The following is a 21301-nucleotide window of genomic DNA, read 5'->3' on the forward strand; positions in this document are numbered from 1 at the left end:
GCGCTCAGAAGCGCACGTCGAGCGCGCCGTCCGGCCGGATCAGCGCCGCATGCACCGCCTTGCCGGGCCGGATCGCGGCCACTGCCTCGGCATAGCCGGCAAGTTGCGCCGTATAGGACTCGGCAAAACGGTCGCCCTGTCCACTCTTGTAATCCAGAATCCAGATGTCGTCATCGAATTCGACCAGCCGGTCGATCCGGCCTGGTCTACCGTCGGGCAGCACGAATTCGAGTTCGTTCGCCGACCAGCGATGCTGCGCCGGGTCGAAGAAGCGCTGCAGCGATTCACTCGCCACGAGGCGGCGCGCGATCGCTTCGAGATCGCGCCACTGTACGGCATCGAGTCCGGCCAGCCGCGCGGGCGACGGCTCACCGCCAGCCAGTGCCTCAAGCCAGCTGTGCAGGCCCACGCCCCAGAGCTGAACGGAATCGAGCGCAACCAGCGCGCGCCGCTCACCGATGGCAGGTACCGGCGCATCGGCTACGGCAGCCCTGACAGCGGGGTCATCCGGTGTGGGGTCCACGCAGTCGGCAAGTACACCATGGTCAAGCCGCATGCCGCTGCCGTCGGTGGCGACGGCATCGGCGCAGCGGCCAAGCGCCGCACTGACGCGGTCGAGCCAGCTGCCGGCACTGCTGCCCTTGGCGGGGCTGACACCACTGACGAACAGCAGCTGGCGGGCCCGGGTCAGCGCGACATACAGCAGGTTCGCGTCCTCGCGCGCAGCGGCCCGTGCCTCGGCGTCGATGAAGACGGCGCGGGCATGGCCCTGATTGTCCTTGTTCTGCAGCAAGGACAGATGACCGGGCGCAGCGTCGCCGGGCGGCCAGTTGAGCAGCACGCGCGCACCGCTGTCGGTGCGCGGCCGCGCCACCGCGTCGGCCAGCCAGACGATGGGCGCCTCCAGCCCCTTGGCCGCGTGCACCGTGAGCACGCGCACGCGCCCGCGCGCCGGGTCTTCACCGAGGATGAGGCCTTCATCCGGCGCTTCGTCATCTTCGTTGCGCAGGCGTGTCAGCTCGTCGATGAAACGCGGCAGGCTGGGGTAGCGGCCGCTGTCGACCTTGAGTGCCAGTTCGATGAAGGCTTCGAGATTGGCGCGCACACCCGGCCACGCCATCGCGTCGACGCTGGCGGCGTAACGCGGCATCAGCGCGCCCTGATCGAATACCCGGTCGAGGAGGTCGTGCACCGGCAGACGGGTCGCTGCGTCGAGCCAGCCCTCCAGCAGTGCCGCGGCGCGGGCGTACGCCGGATCACTGCCGGCGCGGCGCGCGCGCAGCGTCGGCCACAGACTTTCGGCGCCGTCGCCGGTCACATCGAGCAACTGCGCGTCGTCGAACGCGAACAGCGGGCTGCGCAGTACATGGGCGAGCGACAGCGCATCGGCCGGTGCAGCGAGAAAGCGCAGCAACGCCAGCAGGTCGGACGCTTCGAGCGTATCGAGCAGGCGGCCGCGGCTGGCGCCGAAGTAGGGAATGCCGTGAGCGCGCAGGGCTGCCTCGTACACCGCCAGCCCGGTACGCCGGCGCAGCAGGATCATCATGTCGCCATAGCGCGCCGCGCGCGTTGCACCGGTGTGCGCATCGCGCACCGCGAGCCGCCCGACCATGCCCTTGAGCCGCGTGCACAGCGCATCGGCTTCGCGCTTGCGGCGGCTGTCCTCGATGGCCAGCCTCGGCTGGCGCAACGGATTGCGCAGGCCGGGCGCAGCGGCCTGCCCGTCGGCTTCCGCCCTGGCGTCGGCTTCGTGCCCGAAAGCCGGCAGCACTTCGACCCGGCCGGGCAGATCGGTCCGGGACGTGCTGTGCGGCGCAAAGCCTTCGAACACGTCCATGTCGCCGAACACGGCGTTGACCGCGCTCACCACGGCCGGGCTGCTGCGCCGGGTTTCATTGCGCTGCAGCCGCAGGGCGCCGAAGCGCTGTTCGAACACCGTGGCCGCATGCGTGAAGATGCGCGGGTCGGCGCGCCGGAAGCGGTAGATCGACTGTTTCGGATCGCCGACCACGAACACCACCGGCTGCACCTGACCCGGCGCGTAGGCATCGAGCCAGTGCATCAGCACCTGCCACTGCAGCGGATTGGTGTCCTGGAATTCGTCCAGCAACAGGTGGCGGTAGCGCGCATCGAGCCGCGCCTGCACGAAGGGGCCGGTCTGCGCGTCGGACAGCAGCCGGGCGGCGTGCCACTCGAGATCGCCGAAGTCGAGCACGCCCGCGTTCTGCTTGATGCGGTCGTAGGCGTCGAGCAGCGCCGCGGCGACCTGCAGCCCCTGTTCGTTGAGCGCCCAGGCGGCAAGATCAGCCTGCGCGTTCAGGCACTGCACCAGACGCGCCGCAACCTGCTCGTTCAGCGCGAGCGCACTGTCGGCCACGCCGAGCTTTTCAAGCGCCTTGCCCGGCTTGAAGCTCGCCGGCTCGCCATCCTGCTTGAGCAGCTGGGCGCGCAGGCCGGCCAAGTAGGCGTGAGCCTCGACCTGCGCGCACGCCTGTTCGATCGCCGTCGCCTTGCGCTGCTGCGCCTCCGTGCCCTGACCAAGCAGCCGCGCGAGATCGAGGGCGCGACGGCGCAGCAATTCGTCGCCGGCGAGCACGTCGACCGGGGCTTCGGCGTCGGCCCCGAAAAATTGTCGCAAGTGGGCCAACGCGCCGGCCAGTCCGCCCTGCGCCGCCAGCCACGCTTCCCACTCGGCGCGGCGATCGACCAGCGCGCTGGCCAGCGTTTTGGTGCCCGCCACCCCGCACCGGCCAAGCAGGCTGCGCAACGCGAGCGCCAGTTCGGCCTGTGGCGCGCGCCCGGCGCGGCGCATCAGCGCGGCCCAGGCCTGATCGCGCAACTGCGCCGTGCGCTCGGAAAGCTGCAGGCCACGCAGACCGCTGTTCAGCGGTGCGGCACCGAGCAGTGACGAAAACCAGCCGTGGAAGGTGTTCACCGTCAGCCCGGGCCGCGCGTCGGCGACCTGCTCGAACAGCGCCCGCGCACGCGCGATCAGTGTCGGATCGCGCTGCACGTCCAGTCCGCGTTCGGCGAGGAAGACACTCACCCGCTCATCGTCGGCCACGGCCAGTTCAGCCAGCCAGTGCTGCAGGCGCTCCTCTATTTCACGCGCCGCCTTGCGCGTGTAGGTGATGGCGAGAATGTCGCCCGGCTGCGCGCCGGCCAGCAGCAGGCGGATCAGGCGCGACACCAGCGTCCAGGTCTTGCCGCTGCCGGCGCATGCCTCGACGACTACGCTGCGTGCCGGGTCGAGTGCGCGCAGATCGTCTTCGCGGCTCATGGCAGCCAGTCCTTGCGGCACAGGCCGCGCATGTCGCAATGCCGGCAGGCCGCCTGATCGCCGTGCGCCGGCAGGGCTGCGCCGTTGCGCAGCGCCGGAAACAGCTCGGACACGAGCACCTGCAGCGCCCGCGCAGCGGCGGGTGGATCGGCCTCTACAAAGGTCACGGGCGCACTCTCTTCCAGCGCCAGATAGGCGGCCTGGCTCACCGAGCCGCCTTCGAGCACGGTATAGAACGCCAGCTGCACGTCGTCGGCCTGCAGGGTCTTGCGAACGCTCTCGGCACTGCGCAGCTTGTAGTCGAGCAGCGCGACATCGCCCTCGGCATTGCGGTCGATGCGGTCGATCCGGCCTTCGAGCGACAGTGCAGCACCATCCGGCAACTGGAGCACATGCGTGCGCCTCGCCTCACCGCTGTCGAACAGCCAGCCGTCGGCTTCGCGCTGCACGGCCCACGCGATGTAGGCGTCGGCGCGATCGTGCAGGCGATCGGCCCACGCATGCTCCTGGAAGTTGCGCGCGATGGCGCCATCGAAGGCGACGGCAATCTGCGCGCGCAGGGCATCGGCCAGTGCGGGCGGCGCAGCCTCCGCCAGTCGCGGGTGAGCGACATGAAAATCGTGCAGCACGCGATGCACCAGCTCACCGACGCTGCCCTTGCCCATGGCATCCTCGACCTCGTCGCCGGCACCCAGGCCAAGTACGTGACGGGCGTAGTAGCGATAGGGACAGGCCATCAGGTCGGCCAGAGCACTTGCCGTGAGCCGCGACGGCACGCGCGCCGGATCGAGCACCGGCGCACTGGAAACGACCCGTGCCGGAAGCGGCGGCGGATCGGCAAGCGACGGCGCACTGCAAATGGCCGACGGCAGGCCGGCGCGCTGCAACACCAGATCGAGGCGCTGCAGATCCAAGCCGGGCAGGTTCGCTTCACCGTTGCGCTGCGTCTGCCAACTGAATACGGTCTGGTCGCTGCAGGCGATCAGACTGGCAAGATCGTCGCGCAGCTGCCCGGCGGCGAGCTGCGAATCCGGTAGTCCAAGTTCGCGCCGAAGGCCTTCGTGGCCGAGCACGCCGCGCAGGCGCGCTGGCGCCAGGTGCCGGCTGTCGGCGCCGATCACATACACGGCGTCGAAACGGCGCAGGCGGGTCGCCGTCAGTGGCGTCAGCACCACCGGGCTGTCGATGGCGCTGTCCCGGAACAGCGCCTGCTCGAACTCGCTGTTGAGCCACTTGCGCCAGTCCGCGAAAGACAGGTCGAGTGCCACGCCGCTGCTGTCGGCACGCAACTGCTCCAGCAGATTGACCACCTGCGCACCGGCTGCGTCGAGCATCAACGCGGCGCGGGCGCCCAGCACATCGAGCGCTGCCAGCAGGCGTTCGACCCGGAAGCTGGCCGGCGCGTTGTGGGTGGGCATCAGCGCAAAAGCCTGCGACAGCGCGTCGATCAGCTGGCCGGGCGGGCGGGCGGAAAACTCGCGGCCGGCATCGGTGAGCAAGGCGTGCAGGCCATCGACATGGTTGCGCCTGACCACCCAGTTGTCGATGGCGGCGATGGCCTGTGCGTGGGCATCGCGGTCGAGCGCGCCGGCCACATGCGGCGAGCGCAGCAGATCGAGCAGATCGCGGTGATAGCCGTCCGACGCGAAGCATTGCAGCAGGGCGTCGACCGTGGCCGCCGCACGCGTCGTCGACAGCTTCCAGCCGGTTTCATCGGCCAGCAGAACCTGCCGGCGTTCGAGCAGCGCGCGGGCGCGCCGTGCCGCTTCGCGATCGAGCGCCACCAGCGCAATGTTGCAGCGGCCTTCAGCCAGCCAGCCGGCGATGCAGGACGCGGCACATTGCGCTTCCTGCTCAAGCGACTGCGCACCGAGGAGGCGCACACGGCCGGCCAGTTCGAGCGCGTCATCCCGCGATGGGGCGGGCGTCGAAACGTCTGCCGCACGGGGCAGCGGGCCGGACGGCCAGGCGGCGTGCAGCACGCGGGCGACCGAAGTATCGGCCAGCGCGCGCGTTGCCAGCACATTCAGCACCGGCACGCGCGCGGCATGCAATTCAAGCCACGCTGGCGCTGGCTCGACCAGCGCGGACAGGTAAATGAGCGGCCGACGCGCTGCGCCAGCGGCGCGCATCAACGCCTGCGTGACGGCACGCGCATGACCGGGCGTTCCGGTGCAGTCGCTGTGCCACACCGCATGCACCAGACGCGCTTCGAGCGACAGCGCCGCGCTGTCGGTCAGACCGTGCGCACGTTCGAAGCCGTGCTGCAGGGCGTTCTCGTCCGGCGGCGCCGGCAATCCGGCCAGCGCATCCGCCAGTTCGAGCAGTTCCTGCGCGGCCGACCACGGATCGGCATCGCCCAGCCAGGCTTGCTGGCGCAATTGCGCCACCAGACGCAGCAGACGCCGGGGGTGGGGATCGACCGGTGCATCGCCCATCCAGCGCGCCGCCAGCAACGACGGCGTGAGCATGCGCGGCATGAACAGCGCCTGTCCGGCTTCGGCCACCAGCGCACCGCGCAGCGCCGACGCATGCACCATGACCGGAATCAGCAGGTCGCAGTCGGCGAGCGCATCGCCATGGCGATCGATCAGAAGGCGCGCGAGCCGGGCGAACAGCGCGCCATCTGCCGGCAAGCGCAAGGTTTCGAAGCCCGCCGCGTTCATGCGCGAGGACGCGAACTGCTGCGGCCGGCGGGCGGCGGCGTGCTCAGCGTTCCAGCATGCCGAGCTTGTCCTTCACCTTGAGCCATTCGTCGGCATCGGCAGGCGCGTCCTTGCGCTCGATGATGGCAGGCCACTCGGCGGACAGTTCGGCGTTCAGCTTGATGAAATGGATCTGGTCGGACGGCACGTCGTCCTCGGCGAAAATGGCTTCGGCCGGACATTCGGCCACGCACAGCGTGCAGTCGATGCACTCATCGGGGTCGATCACCAGGAAATTCGGGCCTTCGCGAAAGCAATCGACCGGGCACACATCGACGCAGTCGGTGTACTTGCACTTGATACAGGATTCGGTGACGACGTAAGTCATGGTTTCTCCGTGCGGTGGTCGCATTGCCCGACAGCAGGCGAACCACGGGGTGGTTTGATCGGAATCTCGGGACGATGACAGTCCGGAAAACGGCGTGGATTTTATCACCGCGGCCCGTGGCAAAGCCGTTCCGTGCATCGTGCAGAGGCGGCATGCCGACATGAATTTTTGTCGGGCGTACCTCCATCACTCTGCGCAACACGGCGTTTTTTGTATTAGCATCATGGAAACAGCGCGAAAACAGCGTAACAAACGCGATCGCGCAGGTGTGCGGTCAGCGCGCTGCCAGAGTGATTTGCCCCGTGCCTGCCGCGGTGGCCCGCAACCTCCGCACACACCTGCTCACGAATTCCCGGCCTGCGCAGTGCGCGTCAGGCACTCAGCCCGGCTAACAACAGCGCCCAGCCCACACCCGGTTGTCCACGGTATATCCGACCGATATACCCAATTCCAAGAAACGATCCGGCATTCCAGGTCTCTCCCCAAGTCAAGCCCCGCGAGGAAACGATGAGCGAACACATCCACCACGTCACCGATGCCAGCTTCGAAGCCGAAGTGGTCAAAGCCGATCTGCCCGTGCTGGTCGACTACTGGGCCGAATGGTGCGGTCCGTGCAAGATGATTGCCCCCATTCTCGACGAGGTGGCGCGTGACTACGCCGGCAAGTTGCGCGTGGCCAAGGTGAATATCGACGAGAACCAGGACACCCCGGCACGCTTCGGCATTCGCGGCATTCCGACATTGATGCTGTTCAAGGACGGCAATGTCGAAGCCACGAAAGTCGGCGCCCTGTCGAAGTCACAACTGACCGCATTCCTGGACAGCCACCTCTAATCACTTTTCCACGGCGACGGGTGCCTCGCGCACCCCGCCCGCCGGAGCCGGTTCCTGGCTCCGCCTCCCCACCCCGCACGTCGCACAGACCCCGTCACCATGCATCTTTCCGAACTGAAAGCACTTCACGTCAGCCAATTGCTCGAAATGGCCCAGTCCTTCGAGATCGAAGGCGCGAACCGGCTGCGAAAACAGGAACTGGTCTTCGCCATCCTGCGCAACCGCGCGAAAAAGGGCGAAAGCATTTTCGGTGATGGCGCACTGGAAGTGCTGCCGGACGGATTCGGTTTCCTGCGTTCGCCGGAAGCGAGCTACCTGGCCGGCACCGACGACATCTACGTGTCGCCGAGCCAGATCCGGCGCTTCAACCTGCACACCGGCGACACCATCGAAGGCGAAATCAGGACACCGAAAGACGGCGAACGCTACTTCGCGCTGGTCAAGGTCGATCGCGTCAACAGCGAGCCGCCGGAAGCGACCAAGCACAAGATCCTGTTCGAAAACCTGACGCCGCTGCACCCGACGGAAACGCTGGTGCTCGAGCGCGACATGCGCGGCGAAGAAAACACGACGTCACGCGTGATCGACATGATCGCGCCGATCGGCAAGGGCCAGCGCGGCCTGCTGGTGGCGCCGCCGAAGACCGGCAAGACGGTGATGATGCAGCACATCGCGCACGCCATCACCGCCAACCACCCGGAAGCCATGCTCATCGTGCTGCTGATCGACGAGCGGCCGGAAGAAGTGACCGAAATGCAGCGTTCGGTGAAGGGCGAAGTGGTTGCATCGACCTTCGACGAACCGGCCACCCGCCACGTGCAGGTGGCCGAAATGGTGATCGAGAAGGCCAAGCGCCTGGTCGAGCACAAGAAGGACGTGATCATCCTGCTCGATTCCATCACCCGCCTCGCCCGTGCCTACAACACGGTGCAGCCGGCGTCGGGCAAGGTACTGACCGGCGGTGTGGACGCCAATGCGCTGCAGAAGCCGAAGCGTTTCTTCGGAGCCGCGCGCAATGTCGAGGAAGGCGGCAGCCTGACCATCATCGCCACCGCGCTGATCGAAACCGGCAGCCGCATGGACGACGTGATCTACGAGGAATTCAAGGGCACCGGCAACATGGAAATCCATCTTGACCGGCGCATGGCGGAAAAGCGCGTCTATCCGGCGATCAACGTGAACCGCTCGGGCACGCGCCGCGAAGAGCTGCTGCTGAAGCCGGACATCCTGCAGAAGATCTGGATCCTGCGCAAACTGCTGTACAACATGGACGACCTGGAAGCGATCGAATTCCTGCTCGACAAGATCAAGGCCACGAAGAGCAACGGCGAGTTCTTCGACGCCATGCGTCGAGGCTGACCCGCAGCGGAACACCGCTGCCCCGTCCGACCAGCGACGGTATCGTGCCGCAACCATCGGCGCGGTACCGTCGCTTGCGTTGGGCATCGCTTCGCTCACCCCAACCTACGAAACTCCCGTACCCTCCCGTCCAGCCGCGCCACCCCTTACTCCGGCAAACACCCGCCGTTGCGCTCACCACCGTGCAGCCGCCACCGATCCAGAACGTGGGTTGGGGTGAGCGCAGCGATGCCCAACAACACCCGTCAAGCCGCACCACCCCTTGCTCCGGCGATCACCCGCCGTTGCGCTCATCACCGTGCAGCCGCCACCGATCCAGAACGTAGGTTGGGGTGAGCGCAGCGATGCCCAACAACACCCGTCCAGCCGCGCCACCCCTTACTCTCCGGCGATCACCCGCCGTTGCGCTCATCACCGTGCAGCCGCCACCGATCCAGAACGTAGGTTGGGGTGAGCGCAGCGATGCCCAACAACACCCGTCCAGCCGCGGCGCCCCTTACGCCGTGCCGCCCTGGTGAGCTTCTCGCCCAGCGGCGCAAGTTCCGTTCGAAGCCTTGCCGCGGTCACGGCGGCCGTCGTCCGCTGCCTCAGTCCTGACCGATGCGATTCCGTTCTCGGTGGACGCACACGTCTTGTACATTTCGCTCTGCAGCAAGGACGGGGCATCGGTGCCGAGCAGCGTGAAGTGGAATTCGTCGATTGCAGCCTCCTTGAACTGAAACTTCGGCCTTTTCCGTTCCACGGGTTACTGATTCGCCCGGGAACGCGCGGAGGCACGGCGAAAGTACAGCCACGAAGAAAAGAGGGGCGCCGGCCTTCCGGCACGGCGCCCCAACCTTGCCGAAGCGTTGCGGCAAGGAGGGAGGACGGTTGCGCTCAGTTCATCGACGGGCCCCTGCCAGCGCACTGACCGGCTGCGGCGCACGGCCGGCGCGGCCGAACACACCGGACACCACTTGCCAGGCCACCGCCAGCGAGCCGACGATGAACGCCACATCGCCGAAGGTGCGCACCCAGCGCAGCGCTTCGAGCAGCGGCTGCTGCATGAACGCTTCGCGGCGCGCGTACGACAGGCCCTGGCTGACGCTGGCGTGGAACTGGATCAGGCCGATCGGCAGCAGGCTGGTGGCGATCATCAGCACCAGCCCCGCGCGGCCGTCTTCCCTGACATCTGCTGCGGTATCGGCGGCGCGTTGCGATACACCTCGACGCCGAAGTAGCCGAGCAGCGAAAAGGTGACGATGAGCACGCCGATCAACGTGAACGACGTCTTTCGGCAAATTACCGGTGAGTGGTCTCCGCCTCGACTGGTGCCGCATTCAGCCCTTCGAACAAAATGTTGTTCTCGAGGTGAATGTGCTCCATCAGATCTTCGCGCAGCGCCGCCAGACCAGTGTAGAGCGCGCGCCAGGTGTTGCAGGCACCGCGCGGCAGCGTGATGTCGTCGGTCAGGGCTTCCAGCCGCTGCAACGCTTCGCCGTGCTGGTCGTGCTCGTTGCGCAGCACCGTGACCGGCCCCTGCACCGCGGCAGCATGGCTGCGGGCGAGCATCGGGAACAGCACCTGCTCTTCCTTCTGCATATGGCTTTCCAGCTCATGCTGCATCACCGTCAGGTGGTCGGCCAGACCGGTCGGGCAGTCCGGCCGGTCACCGTGCACCTGCTCGACCCTGCGCGCCAGTCGAACCAATTCCGGTAGCTGTTCGCGGTGGCGATCGTGGAAGCGGAACAGGATGTGTTCGATCAGCGTGGCTGCCGGCACCGAGCGCCAGTCGCGCGCCTCCCGCGTCGCCTGCGAAAGCAGTGCGCCCAGGCGTTCGACGATGGGTTGAGGGTCGATGCCCCGCTCGGCCGCGGCGTCCTGCAGGCTGTGCTTGCCGCCGCAGCAGAAATCCAGTTTGTGTTCGTGGAACACCTGTGTGGCACCCGGAATGCTGCGCGCCAGCGCACCAAGGGATTGGTCGATCAGGTTCATGGCGAAGACCTCGTGGGGAAGAAGACGCCTTCACTTCGCAAGGTCCGGGCCATGCATCCGGATCAAATAAAATCAATGGCCTATGGAAACTGAGGTATTTTCCACCCTCAAATGAACTGGTATTTAGAACCACAGAGGGTCGCTTTCACCATGATGGGATCGCTGCTGCTTGCCGACCTGGTGTCGGAACTGCCGCCCGCCGTGCGCCTGCAGCGCCTGGTATCGAGCCTGCGCGCCCACTTCGGCTGTGGCGCGGTCGCGCTGCTGAAGCTGGAAGAGGACAGCCTGCGCCCGCTGGCGGTCGACGGCCTGGTGCGCGAAACGCTGGGCCGGCGTTTCGTCGTCGCGCAACACCCGCGGCTGGCAACCATCCTGTCGCGGCGCGACATCACCGCCTTCGACCACGACAGTGCGCTGCCCGACCCCTATGACGGCCTGCTCGACACCCGCGTCGGCGAACCGATTCCGGTGCACGACTGCATGGGCACCAGCCTGCAGGTCGAAGGCCAGACCTGGGGGGCGCTGACGCTGGACGCGCTGCAGACCGGCACCTTCACCGCGGCGGCGCGCGACGACCTGCGCCGCCTGACCTTGCTGGTCGAAGCCGCCGTGCGCGTGACCCGGCTGGAGCAGGATCTGCACGCGCTGCGCCTGTCGCGTGGCGGCGAAACGGCCGACGCACAAGGTGCCAGTGCGGATGACGCCGAAATCGTCGGGCACAGCGAAGTGATACAGCGCCTGCTGCACGAAATGAAGGTGGTGGCCGATTCGGAACTGTCGGTGCTGCTGCTCGGCGAAACCGGCGTGGGCAAGGAGTTGTTTGCCCGCCACCTGCACCGTCATTCGCGCCGCGCCGCGCAACCGCTGATACATGTCAATTGCGCCGCGCTGCCCGAATCGCTGGCCGAAAGCGAGCTGTTCGGCCATGTGAAAGGCGCGTTTTCCGGCGCCACCGCCGACCGGCCCGGCCGCTTCGAAGCAGCCGATGGCGGCACGCTGTTTCTCGACGAGGTCGGCGAGCTGCCGCTGACCGTGCAGGCCAAGCTGCTGCGCGCGCTGCAGAACGGCGAAATCCAGCGCCTGGGCGCCGACCAACCGCGACGCGTCGACGTACGCGTGATCGCCGCGACCAACCGCACGCTGCGCGACAGCGTGCGCGACGGCGCCTTCCGGGCCGACCTGTATCACCGGTTGTCGGTCTATCCGGTGCCGATACCGCCGTTGCGCGAGCGCGGCAGCGACGTGCTCCTGCTGGCCGGCCGCTTTCTCGAACTGAACCGCGCCCGTCTCGGCCTGCGCAGCCTGCGCCTGTCGCCGGAGGCGGAAGACGCGCTGTGCCGCTACCCGTGGCCGGGCAATGTGCGCGAACTCGAACACGTGATCAGCCGAGCCGCGCTGAAAGCGGTGAGCCGGGGCGCCGTGCGCACCGACATCGTGTCGCTGCCGGCCGAACTGCTCGATCTGGACGGCCTGACCACCCCTGCGGCAACGCCGCCGACCTGCGACGCGGCATCCGGCGCCATACTGCCGTCCATGCGTGAAGCCATCGATGCCACACAGCGCCGGCTGGTCCGCGCCGCGCTCGATGCCTGTGCCGGCAACTGGGCCGACGCGGCGCGCCGGCTGGATGTCGACCCGAGCAATCTGCACAAGCTGGCGCGCCGCCTCGGACTCAAATGACGGCGACGCCAGCCGCGTACGGAACGTCATGCACCAGTGCGGTGCACACGCCCCTTACTGTGCAGGAGTCGTCGACATGCTGAAACCATTGACATTGAAAATCATGAACTTGAGTCGCGCACGCTAATTGCTTGAGTGCACCAACCCCTTCACTGCCCGCAACCGGAGTATTCCGTGTCCATCCACGTCGCACTGAATCACGTCACCCACTACCGCTACGACCGCCCGGTGCTGCTGAGCCCGCAGGTGGTGCGTCTGCGCCCGGCGCCGCACACGCGCACGCCCATCCTGTCGTATTCGCTGCGCGTCACGCCAGCCGAGCACTTCGTCAACTGGCAGCAGGATCCGCAGTCCAACTATCTTGCGCGACTGGTGTTTCCGGAATGCACGCGCGAGCTGCGCATCGAGGTCGATCTGATCGCCGAAATGTCGGTCATCAATCCGTTCGACTTCTTCCTCGAACCGGCGGCCGAGAAGATTCCGTTCGGGTACAACGAAGAACAGACGCGCGAGTTGTTCCCCTATCTGGTCACATTGCCGTTGACCCGGGACAACGCCCCGAAATTCAGCCGCTGGGTGGATGACGCACGCACGCTGTTCGGCAGCAACGGCAAGGCCAGCGTCGATTATCTGGTCGCACTGATCCAGCAGATGCAGGGCGACATCCGCTACCTCATCCGCATGGAACCGGGCGTGCAGACACCGGAAGAAACCTTGCAGAAGGGCAGCGGCTCGTGCCGCGACACGACCTGGCTGCTGGTGCAGGTGCTGCGCCATCTGGGGCTGGCGGCGCGTTTCGTGTCCGGTTACCTGATACAGCTCACCGCCGACGTGAAGTCGCTCGACGGTCCGAGCGGCCCGGAGAAGGATTTCACCGATCTGCACGCCTGGTGCGAGGTGTATCTGCCGGGCGCCGGCTGGGTCGGGCTCGATGCGACGTCCGGCCTGTTCGCCGGCGAGGGCCATATTCCGCTCGCCTGCTCGCCCGACCCGTCGTCGGCGGCGCCGATCAGCGGACTGACCGAAAAGTGCGAAACCGAATTCGAGCACCACATGAAGGTCGAGCGCGTGTGGGAAGCGCCGCGCGTCACCAAGCCCTACACCGACGACGCCTGGTCGCGCATCGAAAAGCTGGGCCATCGCATCGACACCGATCTGGTGCAGAACGATGTGCGGCTGACCATGGGCGGGGAGCCGACCTTCGTGTCGGTGGACGACCGCGACGGCCCCGAGTGGAACACCACGGCCGATTCGCCGCCGGACAAGCCGGTCAAGCGCCTGCTCGGCGCGGAATTGCTGGCGAAGCTGAAGGCACGCTATGCGCCGGGTGGCCTGCTGCATTACGGCCAGGGGAAGTGGTATCCGGGCGAACAGCTGCCGCGCTGGTCGCTGTCCTGCTTCTGGCGGCGAGACGGCGAGCCGATCTGGACTGATCCCGCTCTGTTCGCCGACGAAGCCATCGATTACGCGCTGACGGCGGAGCATTGTTCAGCCTTCCTGAAGGCCCTGTCGAAGCGGCTCGACGTGGACGGCAAGTACGTGTTTCCGGCCTTCGAGGACGTCTGGTACTACCTGTGGCGCGAACGCAAGCTGCCGGCGAACGTCGATCCGTTCGATTCGCGACTCGAAGATCCGCTGGAGCGCGAGCGCATGCGCCGGCTGTTCCATGACGGGCTGGACAGCGAGGTCGGCCACATCCTGCCGCTGGCGCGCACACCGGCCGGCAACGCCTGGCAGAGTGGCCCGTGGTTCCTGCGCGACGACCGCTGCTTCCTGATTCCGGGCGATTCGCCGATGGGCTACCGGCTGCCGCTCGATTCGCAGCCCTGGGTGTCGGCGGCCGAGTATCCGTGGGTGCATGCACCTGACCCGGTGCAGCGGCAGGTGCCGCTGCGGCCGCAGATCGACATTGCCGTACGCATGCAGAAGCCTGAAGACGACGACGCGGCAGGCATCGACTACGCCACTGCCGCTCCGACTGCAGCCCTCGTACCGGCTACAGACCGCAAGCCGGAAACGCTCGAATCCGCCGGCTGGATCACCCGCACCGCGCTGTGCGCGCAGGTGCGCCACGGCGTGATGTATCTGTTCATGCCGCCGCTGCCGACGCTGGACGATTACCTCGAACTGGTCACCGCGATCGAACTGACCGCGGCAGCCTGCGGCCACCCGGTGGTGCTCGAAGGTTACGAGCCGCCGCGCGATCCGCGCGTCGAAGTGCTGCGCATCACGCCCGACCCGGGCGTGCTGGAAGTAAACATCCAGCCCTATCACTCGTGGGATGACATGGTGGCCGGCACCACCTTCCTGTACGAGGCGGCCCATGAAACCCGCCTCGGCACCGAAAAGTTCATGATCGACGGCCGCCACAGCGGAACCGGCGGGGGCAATCACTTCGTGCTGGGCGGTGCCACGGTGGCCGATTCGCCCTTCCTGCGCCGGCCCGATCTGCTGCGCAGCATGATCAGTTACTGGCACAACCATCCGGCGCTGTCGTATCTGTTTTCCGGCCTGTTCATCGGCCCGACCAGTCAGGCGCCGCGCATGGACGAGGCACGCAACGATTCGGTGTACGAGATGGAAATCGCGTTCGCCGAAATCGAGCGCCGTTCGCGCGACACGGGCTACACGCCGCCCTGGTTGATCGACCGCATCCTGCGCAACCTGCTGGTCGATGCCACGGGCAATACGCACCGCGCCGAATTCTGCATCGACAAGCTTTACTCGCCGGATGGCGCGACCGGCCGGCTCGGCCTGCTGGAAATGCGCGGCTTCGAAATGCCACCGCATGCCCGCATGAGCCTGACGCAGCAACTGCTGCTGCGTGCGCTGATCGCCCGCTTCTGGCAGCAGCCTTATGCGCCGCCGAAACTCAAGCGCTGGGGCACCGAACTGCACGACCGGTTCATGCTGCCGTACTTCGTGTGGGAGGACATGCGCGACGTGGTCGATGACCTGCGTGCCTTCGGCTACCCGATGGAGCTGGAGTGGTTTGCGCCGCACTTCGAATTCCGCTTCCCGCGCATGGGGCAGTTCTCCGCCCGCAACGTGCTGGTGGAATTGCGCAGCGCACTCGAACCCTGGCATGTGCTGGGTGAGGAAGGCGGTGCCGGCGGCACGGTGCGCTATGTCGATTCGTCGGTCGAACGGCTGCAGGTGAAGGTGCAGGGCCTGGTCGACGACCGGCATGTGCTGGCCGTCAACGGCCGGCGCGTGCCGTTGTCGCCGACCGGTCGCGTGGGCGAATATGTCGCCGGCGTGCGCTACCGCGCCTGGCAACCGGCCACCTGCCTGCATCCGACCATCCCGCCACACGCCCCGCTGGTGTTCGATCTGGTGGACGACTGGATGAAGCGTTCGATGGGCGGCTGCCAGTACCACGTGGCACACGCCGGCGGCCGCAACCACGAAAGCTTTCCGGTCAATTCGTACGAGGCGGAAGGCCGTCGTCTGGCGCGATTCTTTGCCATGGGGCACACGCCGGGCCACGTAGCCGCCCCGCCGGAAGACCGCAACCCGAACTTCCCGTTCACGCTCGACTTGCGACGGTAGGCAGGCCACCCACGACCGCGCCCGGCTGTTTCTTGCAGGTTCGGCAGTGGGCGCGACCGCGGTCGGGCGCTGCACCTGTTGGGGCTGTGGCTGTGGCTGTGGCGTCCCCGCCGCGATCAGTGCCGCGTTGCTCGCTGTGCGAAGCGCGTATCGCGGCGGGGACGCCGCTCCCGCAGGGGCCTCTTCCACAGGGGGCCGCATCCACAGGAGTCCGCTCGCAGGGGCCGGTCTCACACGTACCGGCCGACACGCGCCGGGCTGCGGCACAATGCTGCTTTGAAATCCTGCACGGCCCGTTTTGATCCACTGGACCCGACAATTGCTGTGGCGGCTGCTGGCCGCGGTTTCTGTAGTTCTGGGCGTGATCGGTGCGGTGCTGCCGGTGCTGCCGACCGTGCCTTTCCTGCTGCTCGCTGCCTGGGCAGCCAGCCGGGGCTGGCCGGAACTTGAAGCCAGACTGCTGGCGCACCCGACCTATGGCCCCTACATCACGAACTGGCGCGAACAGGGCGCCATTCCGCGGCGCGCCAAGTGGCTGGCCAGCGCGATGATGCTGTTCAGCGCCACCACGCTGTGGTTCAGCCCGGTGCCGGCGTGGGTGCGCGGCAGCGTCTATGTGCTGCTTGCAGTCGTCGCCGGCTGGATGTGGACGCGCCCCGAACCGGCGGTGCGCCCCCTGCCGCAAGACCTTCCCTGAGCGATCAGGCAGCGTCCAGCGCCGGGTAGTCGGTATAGCCCGCTGCACCCCCGCCGTACATCAGTTCGGCGCGCAGGTCGTTGTGCGGCGCGTTGTCGCGCAGGCGGCGCACCAGATCCGGATTCGAAATGAAGGGCCGGCCGAAAGCCACCGCGTCGATGCCACCCGATGCGACGGCATCCATCGCCATCTGGCGGTCGTAGCCGTTGTTCGCGATCCAGCCACCGTTGAACCGTGCGCGCAGCGCCGCGTAGTCGATCGGCGGCTTGACGCTGGCCGGCGCGCGTTCGCCGCCGGTTTCACCCTCGATCATATGCACGAAGGCGATGCCCAGCGCCGACAGCCGGTCGAGCACATGGCTGTGCAGCGCCTGCGGGTTGCTGTCGAGCGGCGTATCGCAGAAGGTCGTGGCGGGCGACAGGCGCACGCCGGTGCGACCGGCGCCGACTTCTGCAACCACTGCCTGCATGATCTCCAGCAACAGCCGGGCGCGGTTCTCGATCGGGCCGCCATACGGGCCGCTACGGTCATTCACGCTGTCGCGCAGGAACTGCTCCAGCAGATAGCTGTTGGCCGAATGCACTTCGACGCCGTCGAAGCCGGCATCGATCGCATTGCGCGCCGCGCGGCGGTAGTCATCGATCAGACCGGGCAGTTCGTCGTCGCGCAACGCGCGCGGTGCCGACACGTCGACGAAGCCATCGCGGGTGAAGCACTGCGCATCCGGACGCCGCGACGTGGACGACACCGGCGACGCACCACCAGGCAGCAGCGAGGTGTGCGAAATGCGGCCAACATGCCACAGCTGCAGGATGATGCGGCCGCCGGCGGCATGCACCGCATCGGTCACCTTGCGCCAGCCGGCCACCTGTTCGGCCGAGTGAATGCCCGGCGTATCGAGATAGCCCTGCCCCATCGGATTGACCTGCGTCGCCTCGGCGATGATCAGACCGGCGCTGGCGCGCTGCGTGTAGTACTCGACGGCCAGCGGTCCCGGCACCTGACCGGGCAGCGCGCGGTTGCGCGTCAGCGGCGCCATGACAATACGGTTATTCAGTGCGATATCGCCCAGCTTCAGCGGGTCGAAAAGTGTGGTCATGCAGTACTCCCCTATATGAAATGGCTTCGCCGCGGATGCACGCCGGTCCGAGCCCGACGACGCACGGGTAGAGCGAATGCGCGAAAATCAGTTCCAGTTCAGCGATCCGCACGAGCGCATCATGCCCGTGTGCCTCAGAGGTCGTCAGTTCGATATCGACCAGACAATCAACGTGGTCGACCTGCATATCTCGCAGAAGGCGACCGCTTACACGGCCAGTCTTTCACGCCCAACAATTGGCTCAGGTGGAGCTGGCGGAGCGCTCAGGCACCTGCGCCACGCGGATCGGGCCGCATCAGTCGGCGTTCGGGTCGCGCTTTTCGCCAGCCTGTGTGATGACAACCAGACCGTCACGCGCCAGCCGGCGCGCCACCTCGCGCACCTGCGGCATCAGCGCGCGCCAGTCTGCAGCCAGCGCCCGCGCGACTTCCGACGGGCAGATCGACCGGCCGGCACCACGCACGGCAACTTGCGCGAGCAGTTCGTGCGCAATCGTCGCGTCGTCGGCAACCGGGTCGGTGGCGCCGCTCAGCGTGCCACTGGTCGTGCCGGATCGCTGCACCATTCGCTCCACGAACCCGGGTACAGGCGCGCACCGGACAGGCCGGCCAGTTCGAGCGCGAGCAGGTTGTGGCAGGCTGTGACGCCACTGCCGCACTGCATGACCAGGGTCGCCGGATCACGTCCGTTGGCGATGGCGCACCACTCGGCGCGCAGGACGTCGGCCGGCTTGAAGCGGCCATCATCGGTCAGATTCAGCTTGAAGAAGCGATTGACCGCACCCGGTATGTGGCCGCCGACCGGATCCAGCGTTTCGTTCTCGCCGCGGAAACGGTCCGGCGCGCGCGCATCGACCACCAGCAGCGCGGCGCTGTCGAGATTGGCCAGCAAGGCATCGGCATCCAGCGTGGTTTCGACCGCGCCTACCGGATAGCGCGTGGCCGGGCGGCTGCGTACGGACTGGTCGAGCGCGCCGCCCGCGGCGCGCCAGGCGGCGAGGCCGCCGTCGAGCACCGCAGCGTCGGCATGACCGACCCAGCGCAACATCCACCACAGACGGGCGGCGAACATGCCGCCAGCGTCGTCGTAGGCAACCACCGGGTGCAGGGGCGTGATACCGCAGCGGCCGAGCAGCGCGGTGAAGGCGGCCGGCGACGGCAGAGGGTGACGGCCGTTGCTGCCGGTTTTCACCGACGACAGGTCGCGATCGAGGTGCATGAACAGCGCCCCGGGAATATGGCTCCCGGCCCAGGCGGCCTCGCCGGCGTCGGGTTGCGCCAGATCGTGCCGGCAGTCGATCACGACCAGAGTGTCATCGCCGAGGCGGCCGGCGAGTGCCTCGGCGCTGATCAGCGGACCCATGGCGCTCACACCGTTTCGGCGAGCCAGGCGCGCGCGCCGGCCTCGTCGTCGAACACGGTCACGTCGGCATCGACGAACACCTGCGACAGCCAGGCCGTCCAGATCATCCAGGGACTGCCGGCCAGCACCGCGATGCGCCCGAAGTCGTGGCTGTGCGCGCGGGCGAAGCGCAGTTCCTCGAGCGCCATGTCGAGCGTGAAGTCGGTCATCTGGCGCAGGTCGATCAGCAGATTGACCACGCCTTCGAACTTGATGCGGTAATTCACCAGGTCTTCGAACTCGCGGTAATCCGCCAGCGTGAACTCGCCGAAAGCGGACACCGTCACCAGATTGCCATCGGACTCGGTTGCGATCATTTGAAATCTCCTTTTTTGAACTAGGTCTTCACCGGCGGCGGCCGGAGCAGCGCAAGCAGGCCGCTGGCAACGATGAGCAGCATGCCCAGCCAGACTACTGCAGACGGTACCTCCTGCCATAGCAGGACGCCGTAAAGCGTCGAAAAAGCGACCGTCGTGTAGGCCAGACTGGCCGATACCAGGGTGCGCCCGCCCTTGTAGGCGGCAGTCATGCACAGCTGAGCCGCCGTGCCGAACACGCCGACGCCACCCAGCAGCGCCCAGGTGCGCGTGTCGTGCCAGTGGAAACCACCGTCGGCCAGCGCCCACAGCCCGCCGAGCACGGCCGAACAGGCGGAGAAGTAGAGCACGATGCGCCACTCGGGCTCGCCGAGGCGCCCCAGATCGCGCACGCTCAGATAGGCGACGGTGGCGATCAGCCCGGAACCCAGTCCGAACAGCCCGCCGACCCACTGGTCGCTGCCCAGCGTAGGCTGCAGCACCAGTACGACACCGGCGAAACCGATGGCCAGCGCCAGCATCAGTGGTCGCGACAGCTCGCCCGACGCAGTGAAGCCCAGCCAGGCGGCCATGAACAGCGGCGAGGTGTAGTTCAGCGTGACCGCAGTCGGCAGCGGCAGCAGCGAAATGGCCTCGAAGTACAGGATGAGCGACACCGCGCCCGACACGCCGCGCTTCAGGTGCACGCCGGCGTGCGGCGTGGCGAAGTCGGCCCCGCGCAGGCGCATCACCACGGCCACCAGCAACAGTGCAATGAAGCCGCGGTAAAAGGCGATCTCCGATGCCGGCAGTGCGTCGCTTGCCAGCTTCACGCACACGCCCATCGACGCGAACAGCAGGCTGGCCAGCACCATCCACAGCGACTGCATCGTCAGGCCCTCATCTGCGCAAGGAAACCGGGCACCGGGGTGCCCCGTCCTGCCCGAGGCGCCGGCCAGGGCTCACGGGCATCCGGCCGTCACAGATAGTCGGCCATTTCGCGGCGATACCACTCGTGGAAGTGCTGCATGCCATCTTCCATCGGCGACTGGTAGGGCCCGGTTTCCGAGCGGCCCTGCTTCATCAGCGCGCGCCGGCCAGCATCCATGCGTTCGCCGATCTCGTCATCCTCGCGCGCAGTTTCCATGTAGGCCGCACGCTCGGCTTCGATGAATTCGCGCTCGAACAGCACGATCTCCTCCGGATAGTAGAACTCGACCATGTTGAGCGTACTGTCCGGGCCCTGCGGGTACAGTGTGCTGACCACCAGCACGTGCGGATACCACTCGACCATGATGTTCGGGTAGTAGGTCAGCCATATCGCGCCGTGCGGCGGGAGCTCGCCCTGGTAGTAGTCGAGCACCGCGCGGTGCCAGCGTTCGTAGGTCGGCGTGCCGGGCCGCGCGAGGCGGTTGTTCACGCCGACCCGCTGCACGGAGTAATCGCGTGCAAATTCCCAGCTCAGGTCATCGCAGGTGACGAACTTGCCCAGCCCGGGGTGGAAGGGCTCGACGTGATAATCCTCCAGATAGACCTCGATGAAGGTCTTCCAGTTGTAGTTGCACTGGTGCATTTCGACGTGATCGAGCCGGTAGCCGGAAAAGTCGAAATCCGGTGCCACCTGCATGCCGGCCAGATCAGCCGCGATGTCGCGCTGGCCCGAAAACAGCAATCCCTTCCAGTTCTGCAACGGCTGGCGCTTCAGATTCAGGCAGGGTGTATCCGGGAAATGCGGCGCGCCCAGCAGTTCGCCGCGCGTGTCGTAGGTCCAGCGATGGACCGGGCAAACGATGTTGGACGCGTTGCCGCGCCCCTTCATCATCAGCGCCTGGCGATGGCGGCACACGTTGGACAGCAGTTCGACGCCGGACGCGTTGCGTACCAGCATGAGTGCATCGTCGGCCCAGCCCAGGGTCTGATAGTCGCCCGCGTCGGGCACCATCAGTTCATGCCCCACATAGCCCGGCCCGTTGTCGAACAGCACGCGCTTTTCAAGTTCGAACAGCGATGCATCGACGTACCAGGACACCGGAAACTGAGTTTGCGCCGGTTCCAGACGGGTAATGGACTGCAGATCGGACATTCCCCAACCCCCG

At 66.9% G+C, this 21301-nt stretch carries 18 protein-coding genes; 5 read left to right on the plus strand and 13 right to left on the minus strand.

From position 1 onward, the window contains the following. Nucleotides 1-4 precede the first annotated feature (4 nt). The 3 genes from Q8Q80_RS15690 to fdxA are packed head-to-tail and all read right to left on the minus strand — an operon-like array spanning nucleotide 5 to nucleotide 6313. Nucleotides 5-3280, minus strand: a complete 3276-nt coding sequence (locus tag Q8Q80_RS15690) for an exodeoxyribonuclease V subunit beta (RefSeq protein ID WP_305633818.1) — start codon at nucleotides 3278-3280, stop codon at nucleotides 5-7. Beyond that, nucleotides 3277-5946: a PD-(D/E)XK nuclease family protein gene (locus tag Q8Q80_RS15695; protein ID WP_305633819.1), complete on the minus strand. Its 2670-nt coding sequence runs from the start codon at nucleotides 5944-5946 to the stop codon at nucleotides 3277-3279. The genes Q8Q80_RS15690 and Q8Q80_RS15695 overlap by 4 nt, the downstream gene beginning before the upstream one ends. Nucleotides 5947-5989: 43 nt before the next feature. Continuing rightward, complete coding sequence (gene fdxA, locus Q8Q80_RS15700; RefSeq protein ID WP_305633820.1) at nucleotides 5990-6313, minus strand: ferredoxin FdxA; 324 nt, start codon at nucleotides 6311-6313, stop codon at nucleotides 5990-5992. A 507-nt stretch (nucleotides 6314-6820) separates the two neighbouring features. Between fdxA and trxA the strand changes: the two genes are divergently transcribed. Next, nucleotides 6821-7147, plus strand: a complete 327-nt coding sequence (trxA, locus tag Q8Q80_RS15705; RefSeq protein ID WP_069039507.1) for a thioredoxin TrxA — start codon at nucleotides 6821-6823, stop codon at nucleotides 7145-7147. A gap of 99 nt (nucleotides 7148-7246) precedes the next feature. Then, nucleotides 7247-8506, plus strand: a complete 1260-nt coding sequence (gene rho, locus Q8Q80_RS15710) for a transcription termination factor Rho (RefSeq protein ID WP_305633821.1) — start codon at nucleotides 7247-7249, stop codon at nucleotides 8504-8506. 496 nt (nucleotides 8507-9002) lie between these two features. Here rho and Q8Q80_RS19850 read toward each other — a convergent pair whose 3' ends face one another. The 4 genes from Q8Q80_RS19850 to ytfE form a co-directional block, all read right to left on the minus strand. Next, nucleotides 9003-9248, minus strand: a complete 246-nt coding sequence (locus tag Q8Q80_RS19850) for a YegP family protein (protein WP_371132776.1) — start codon at nucleotides 9246-9248, stop codon at nucleotides 9003-9005. A 139-nt stretch (nucleotides 9249-9387) separates the two neighbouring features. Beyond that, nucleotides 9388-9642, minus strand: a complete 255-nt coding sequence (locus Q8Q80_RS15715; RefSeq protein WP_305633822.1) for a hypothetical protein — start codon at nucleotides 9640-9642, stop codon at nucleotides 9388-9390. Next, nucleotides 9642-9764 carry a hypothetical protein gene (locus tag Q8Q80_RS15720; protein ID WP_305633823.1) on the minus strand — a complete coding sequence of 41 codons (123 nt, stop codon included), beginning with the start codon at nucleotides 9762-9764 and terminating at the stop codon, nucleotides 9642-9644. Before Q8Q80_RS15720 ends, Q8Q80_RS15715 begins: the two co-directional genes overlap by 1 nt. 23 nt (nucleotides 9765-9787) lie before the next feature. Then, nucleotides 9788-10480 carry an iron-sulfur cluster repair protein YtfE gene (gene ytfE, locus Q8Q80_RS15725; protein ID WP_305633824.1) on the minus strand — a complete coding sequence of 231 codons (693 nt, stop codon included), beginning with the start codon at nucleotides 10478-10480 and terminating at the stop codon, nucleotides 9788-9790. Nucleotides 10481-10633: 153 nt separating this feature from the next. Here ytfE and norR point away from each other — a divergent pair, with 153 nt between their 5' ends. From norR to Q8Q80_RS15740, 3 genes are all read left to right on the plus strand, one after another. Continuing rightward, entirely contained in the window at nucleotides 10634-12160 is a 1527-nt protein-coding gene (gene norR / locus Q8Q80_RS15730) for a nitric oxide reductase transcriptional regulator NorR (protein ID WP_305633825.1), read from the plus strand. Nucleotides 12161-12334: 174 nt separating this feature from the next. Beyond that, nucleotides 12335-15712, plus strand: a complete 3378-nt coding sequence (locus Q8Q80_RS15735) for a DUF2126 domain-containing protein (RefSeq protein ID WP_305633826.1) — start codon at nucleotides 12335-12337, stop codon at nucleotides 15710-15712. A gap of 319 nt (nucleotides 15713-16031) precedes the next feature. Next, nucleotides 16032-16409, plus strand: a complete 378-nt coding sequence (locus Q8Q80_RS15740) for a YbaN family protein (RefSeq protein WP_305633845.1) — start codon at nucleotides 16032-16034, stop codon at nucleotides 16407-16409. Between the two features lie 4 nt (nucleotides 16410-16413). Here Q8Q80_RS15740 and Q8Q80_RS15745 read toward each other — a convergent pair whose 3' ends face one another. From Q8Q80_RS15745 to Q8Q80_RS15770, 6 genes are all read right to left on the minus strand, one after another. Beyond that, nucleotides 16414-17508 carry an alkene reductase gene (locus Q8Q80_RS15745; protein ID WP_305633827.1) on the minus strand — a complete coding sequence of 365 codons (1095 nt, stop codon included), beginning with the start codon at nucleotides 17506-17508 and terminating at the stop codon, nucleotides 16414-16416. 295 nt (nucleotides 17509-17803) lie between these two features. Then, nucleotides 17804-18073: a DUF3253 domain-containing protein gene (locus tag Q8Q80_RS15750; protein WP_305633828.1), complete on the minus strand. Its 270-nt coding sequence runs from the start codon at nucleotides 18071-18073 to the stop codon at nucleotides 17804-17806. Further along, nucleotides 18037-18870, minus strand: a complete 834-nt coding sequence (locus Q8Q80_RS15755) for a sulfurtransferase (protein WP_305633829.1) — start codon at nucleotides 18868-18870, stop codon at nucleotides 18037-18039. Before Q8Q80_RS15755 ends, Q8Q80_RS15750 begins: the two co-directional genes overlap by 37 nt. A 5-nt stretch (nucleotides 18871-18875) precedes the next feature. Beyond that, the gene (locus Q8Q80_RS15760) at nucleotides 18876-19226 is read right to left on the minus strand and encodes an STAS/SEC14 domain-containing protein (RefSeq protein ID WP_305633830.1); all 351 of its coding nucleotides are present in this window, start codon (nucleotides 19224-19226) and stop codon (nucleotides 18876-18878) included. Between the two features lie 20 nt (nucleotides 19227-19246). Further along, complete coding sequence (locus Q8Q80_RS15765; protein ID WP_305633831.1) at nucleotides 19247-20095, minus strand: DMT family transporter; 849 nt, start codon at nucleotides 20093-20095, stop codon at nucleotides 19247-19249. Between the two features lie 89 nt (nucleotides 20096-20184). After that, nucleotides 20185-21288, minus strand: coding sequence for an aromatic ring-hydroxylating dioxygenase subunit alpha (locus Q8Q80_RS15770; RefSeq protein ID WP_305633832.1), 1104 nt, complete (start codon nucleotides 21286-21288; stop codon nucleotides 20185-20187). Nucleotides 21289-21301: the final 13 nt, after the last annotated feature.

The organism is Methyloversatilis sp. (assembly GCF_030698125.1).
In the GTDB taxonomy this organism is placed as follows: domain Bacteria; phylum Pseudomonadota; class Gammaproteobacteria; order Burkholderiales; family Rhodocyclaceae; genus Methyloversatilis.

What these genes read in the sequence shown, in the direction of transcription:
- Q8Q80_RS15690 (WP_305633818.1), bottom strand. Translation starts at nt 3,280, where the DNA reads ATGAGCCGCGAAGACGATCTGCGCGCACTCGACCCGGCACGCAGCGTA.
- Q8Q80_RS15695 (WP_305633819.1), bottom strand. Translation starts at nt 5,946, where the DNA reads ATGAACGCGGCGGGCTTCGAAACCTTGCGCTTGCCGGCAGATGGCGCG.
- fdxA (WP_305633820.1), bottom strand. Translation starts at nt 6,313, where the DNA reads ATGACTTACGTCGTCACCGAATCCTGTATCAAGTGCAAGTACACCGAC.
- trxA (WP_069039507.1), top strand. Translation starts at nt 6,821, where the DNA reads ATGAGCGAACACATCCACCACGTCACCGATGCCAGCTTCGAAGCCGAA.
- rho (WP_305633821.1), top strand. Translation starts at nt 7,247, where the DNA reads ATGCATCTTTCCGAACTGAAAGCACTTCACGTCAGCCAATTGCTCGAA.
- Q8Q80_RS15715 (WP_305633822.1), bottom strand. Translation starts at nt 9,642, where the DNA reads ATGATCGCCACCAGCCTGCTGCCGATCGGCCTGATCCAGTTCCACGCC.
- ytfE (WP_305633824.1), bottom strand. Translation starts at nt 10,480, where the DNA reads ATGAACCTGATCGACCAATCCCTTGGTGCGCTGGCGCGCAGCATTCCG.
- norR (WP_305633825.1), top strand. Translation starts at nt 10,634, where the DNA reads ATGGGATCGCTGCTGCTTGCCGACCTGGTGTCGGAACTGCCGCCCGCC.
- Q8Q80_RS15745 (WP_305633827.1), bottom strand. Translation starts at nt 17,508, where the DNA reads ATGACCACACTTTTCGACCCGCTGAAGCTGGGCGATATCGCACTGAAT.
- Q8Q80_RS15750 (WP_305633828.1), bottom strand. Translation starts at nt 18,073, where the DNA reads ATGGTGCAGCGATCCGGCACGACCAGTGGCACGCTGAGCGGCGCCACC.
- Q8Q80_RS15755 (WP_305633829.1), bottom strand. Translation starts at nt 18,870, where the DNA reads ATGGGTCCGCTGATCAGCGCCGAGGCACTCGCCGGCCGCCTCGGCGAT.
- Q8Q80_RS15760 (WP_305633830.1), bottom strand. Translation starts at nt 19,226, where the DNA reads ATGATCGCAACCGAGTCCGATGGCAATCTGGTGACGGTGTCCGCTTTC.
- Q8Q80_RS15765 (WP_305633831.1), bottom strand. Translation starts at nt 20,095, where the DNA reads ATGCAGTCGCTGTGGATGGTGCTGGCCAGCCTGCTGTTCGCGTCGATG.
- Q8Q80_RS15770 (WP_305633832.1), bottom strand. Translation starts at nt 21,288, where the DNA reads ATGTCCGATCTGCAGTCCATTACCCGTCTGGAACCGGCGCAAACTCAG.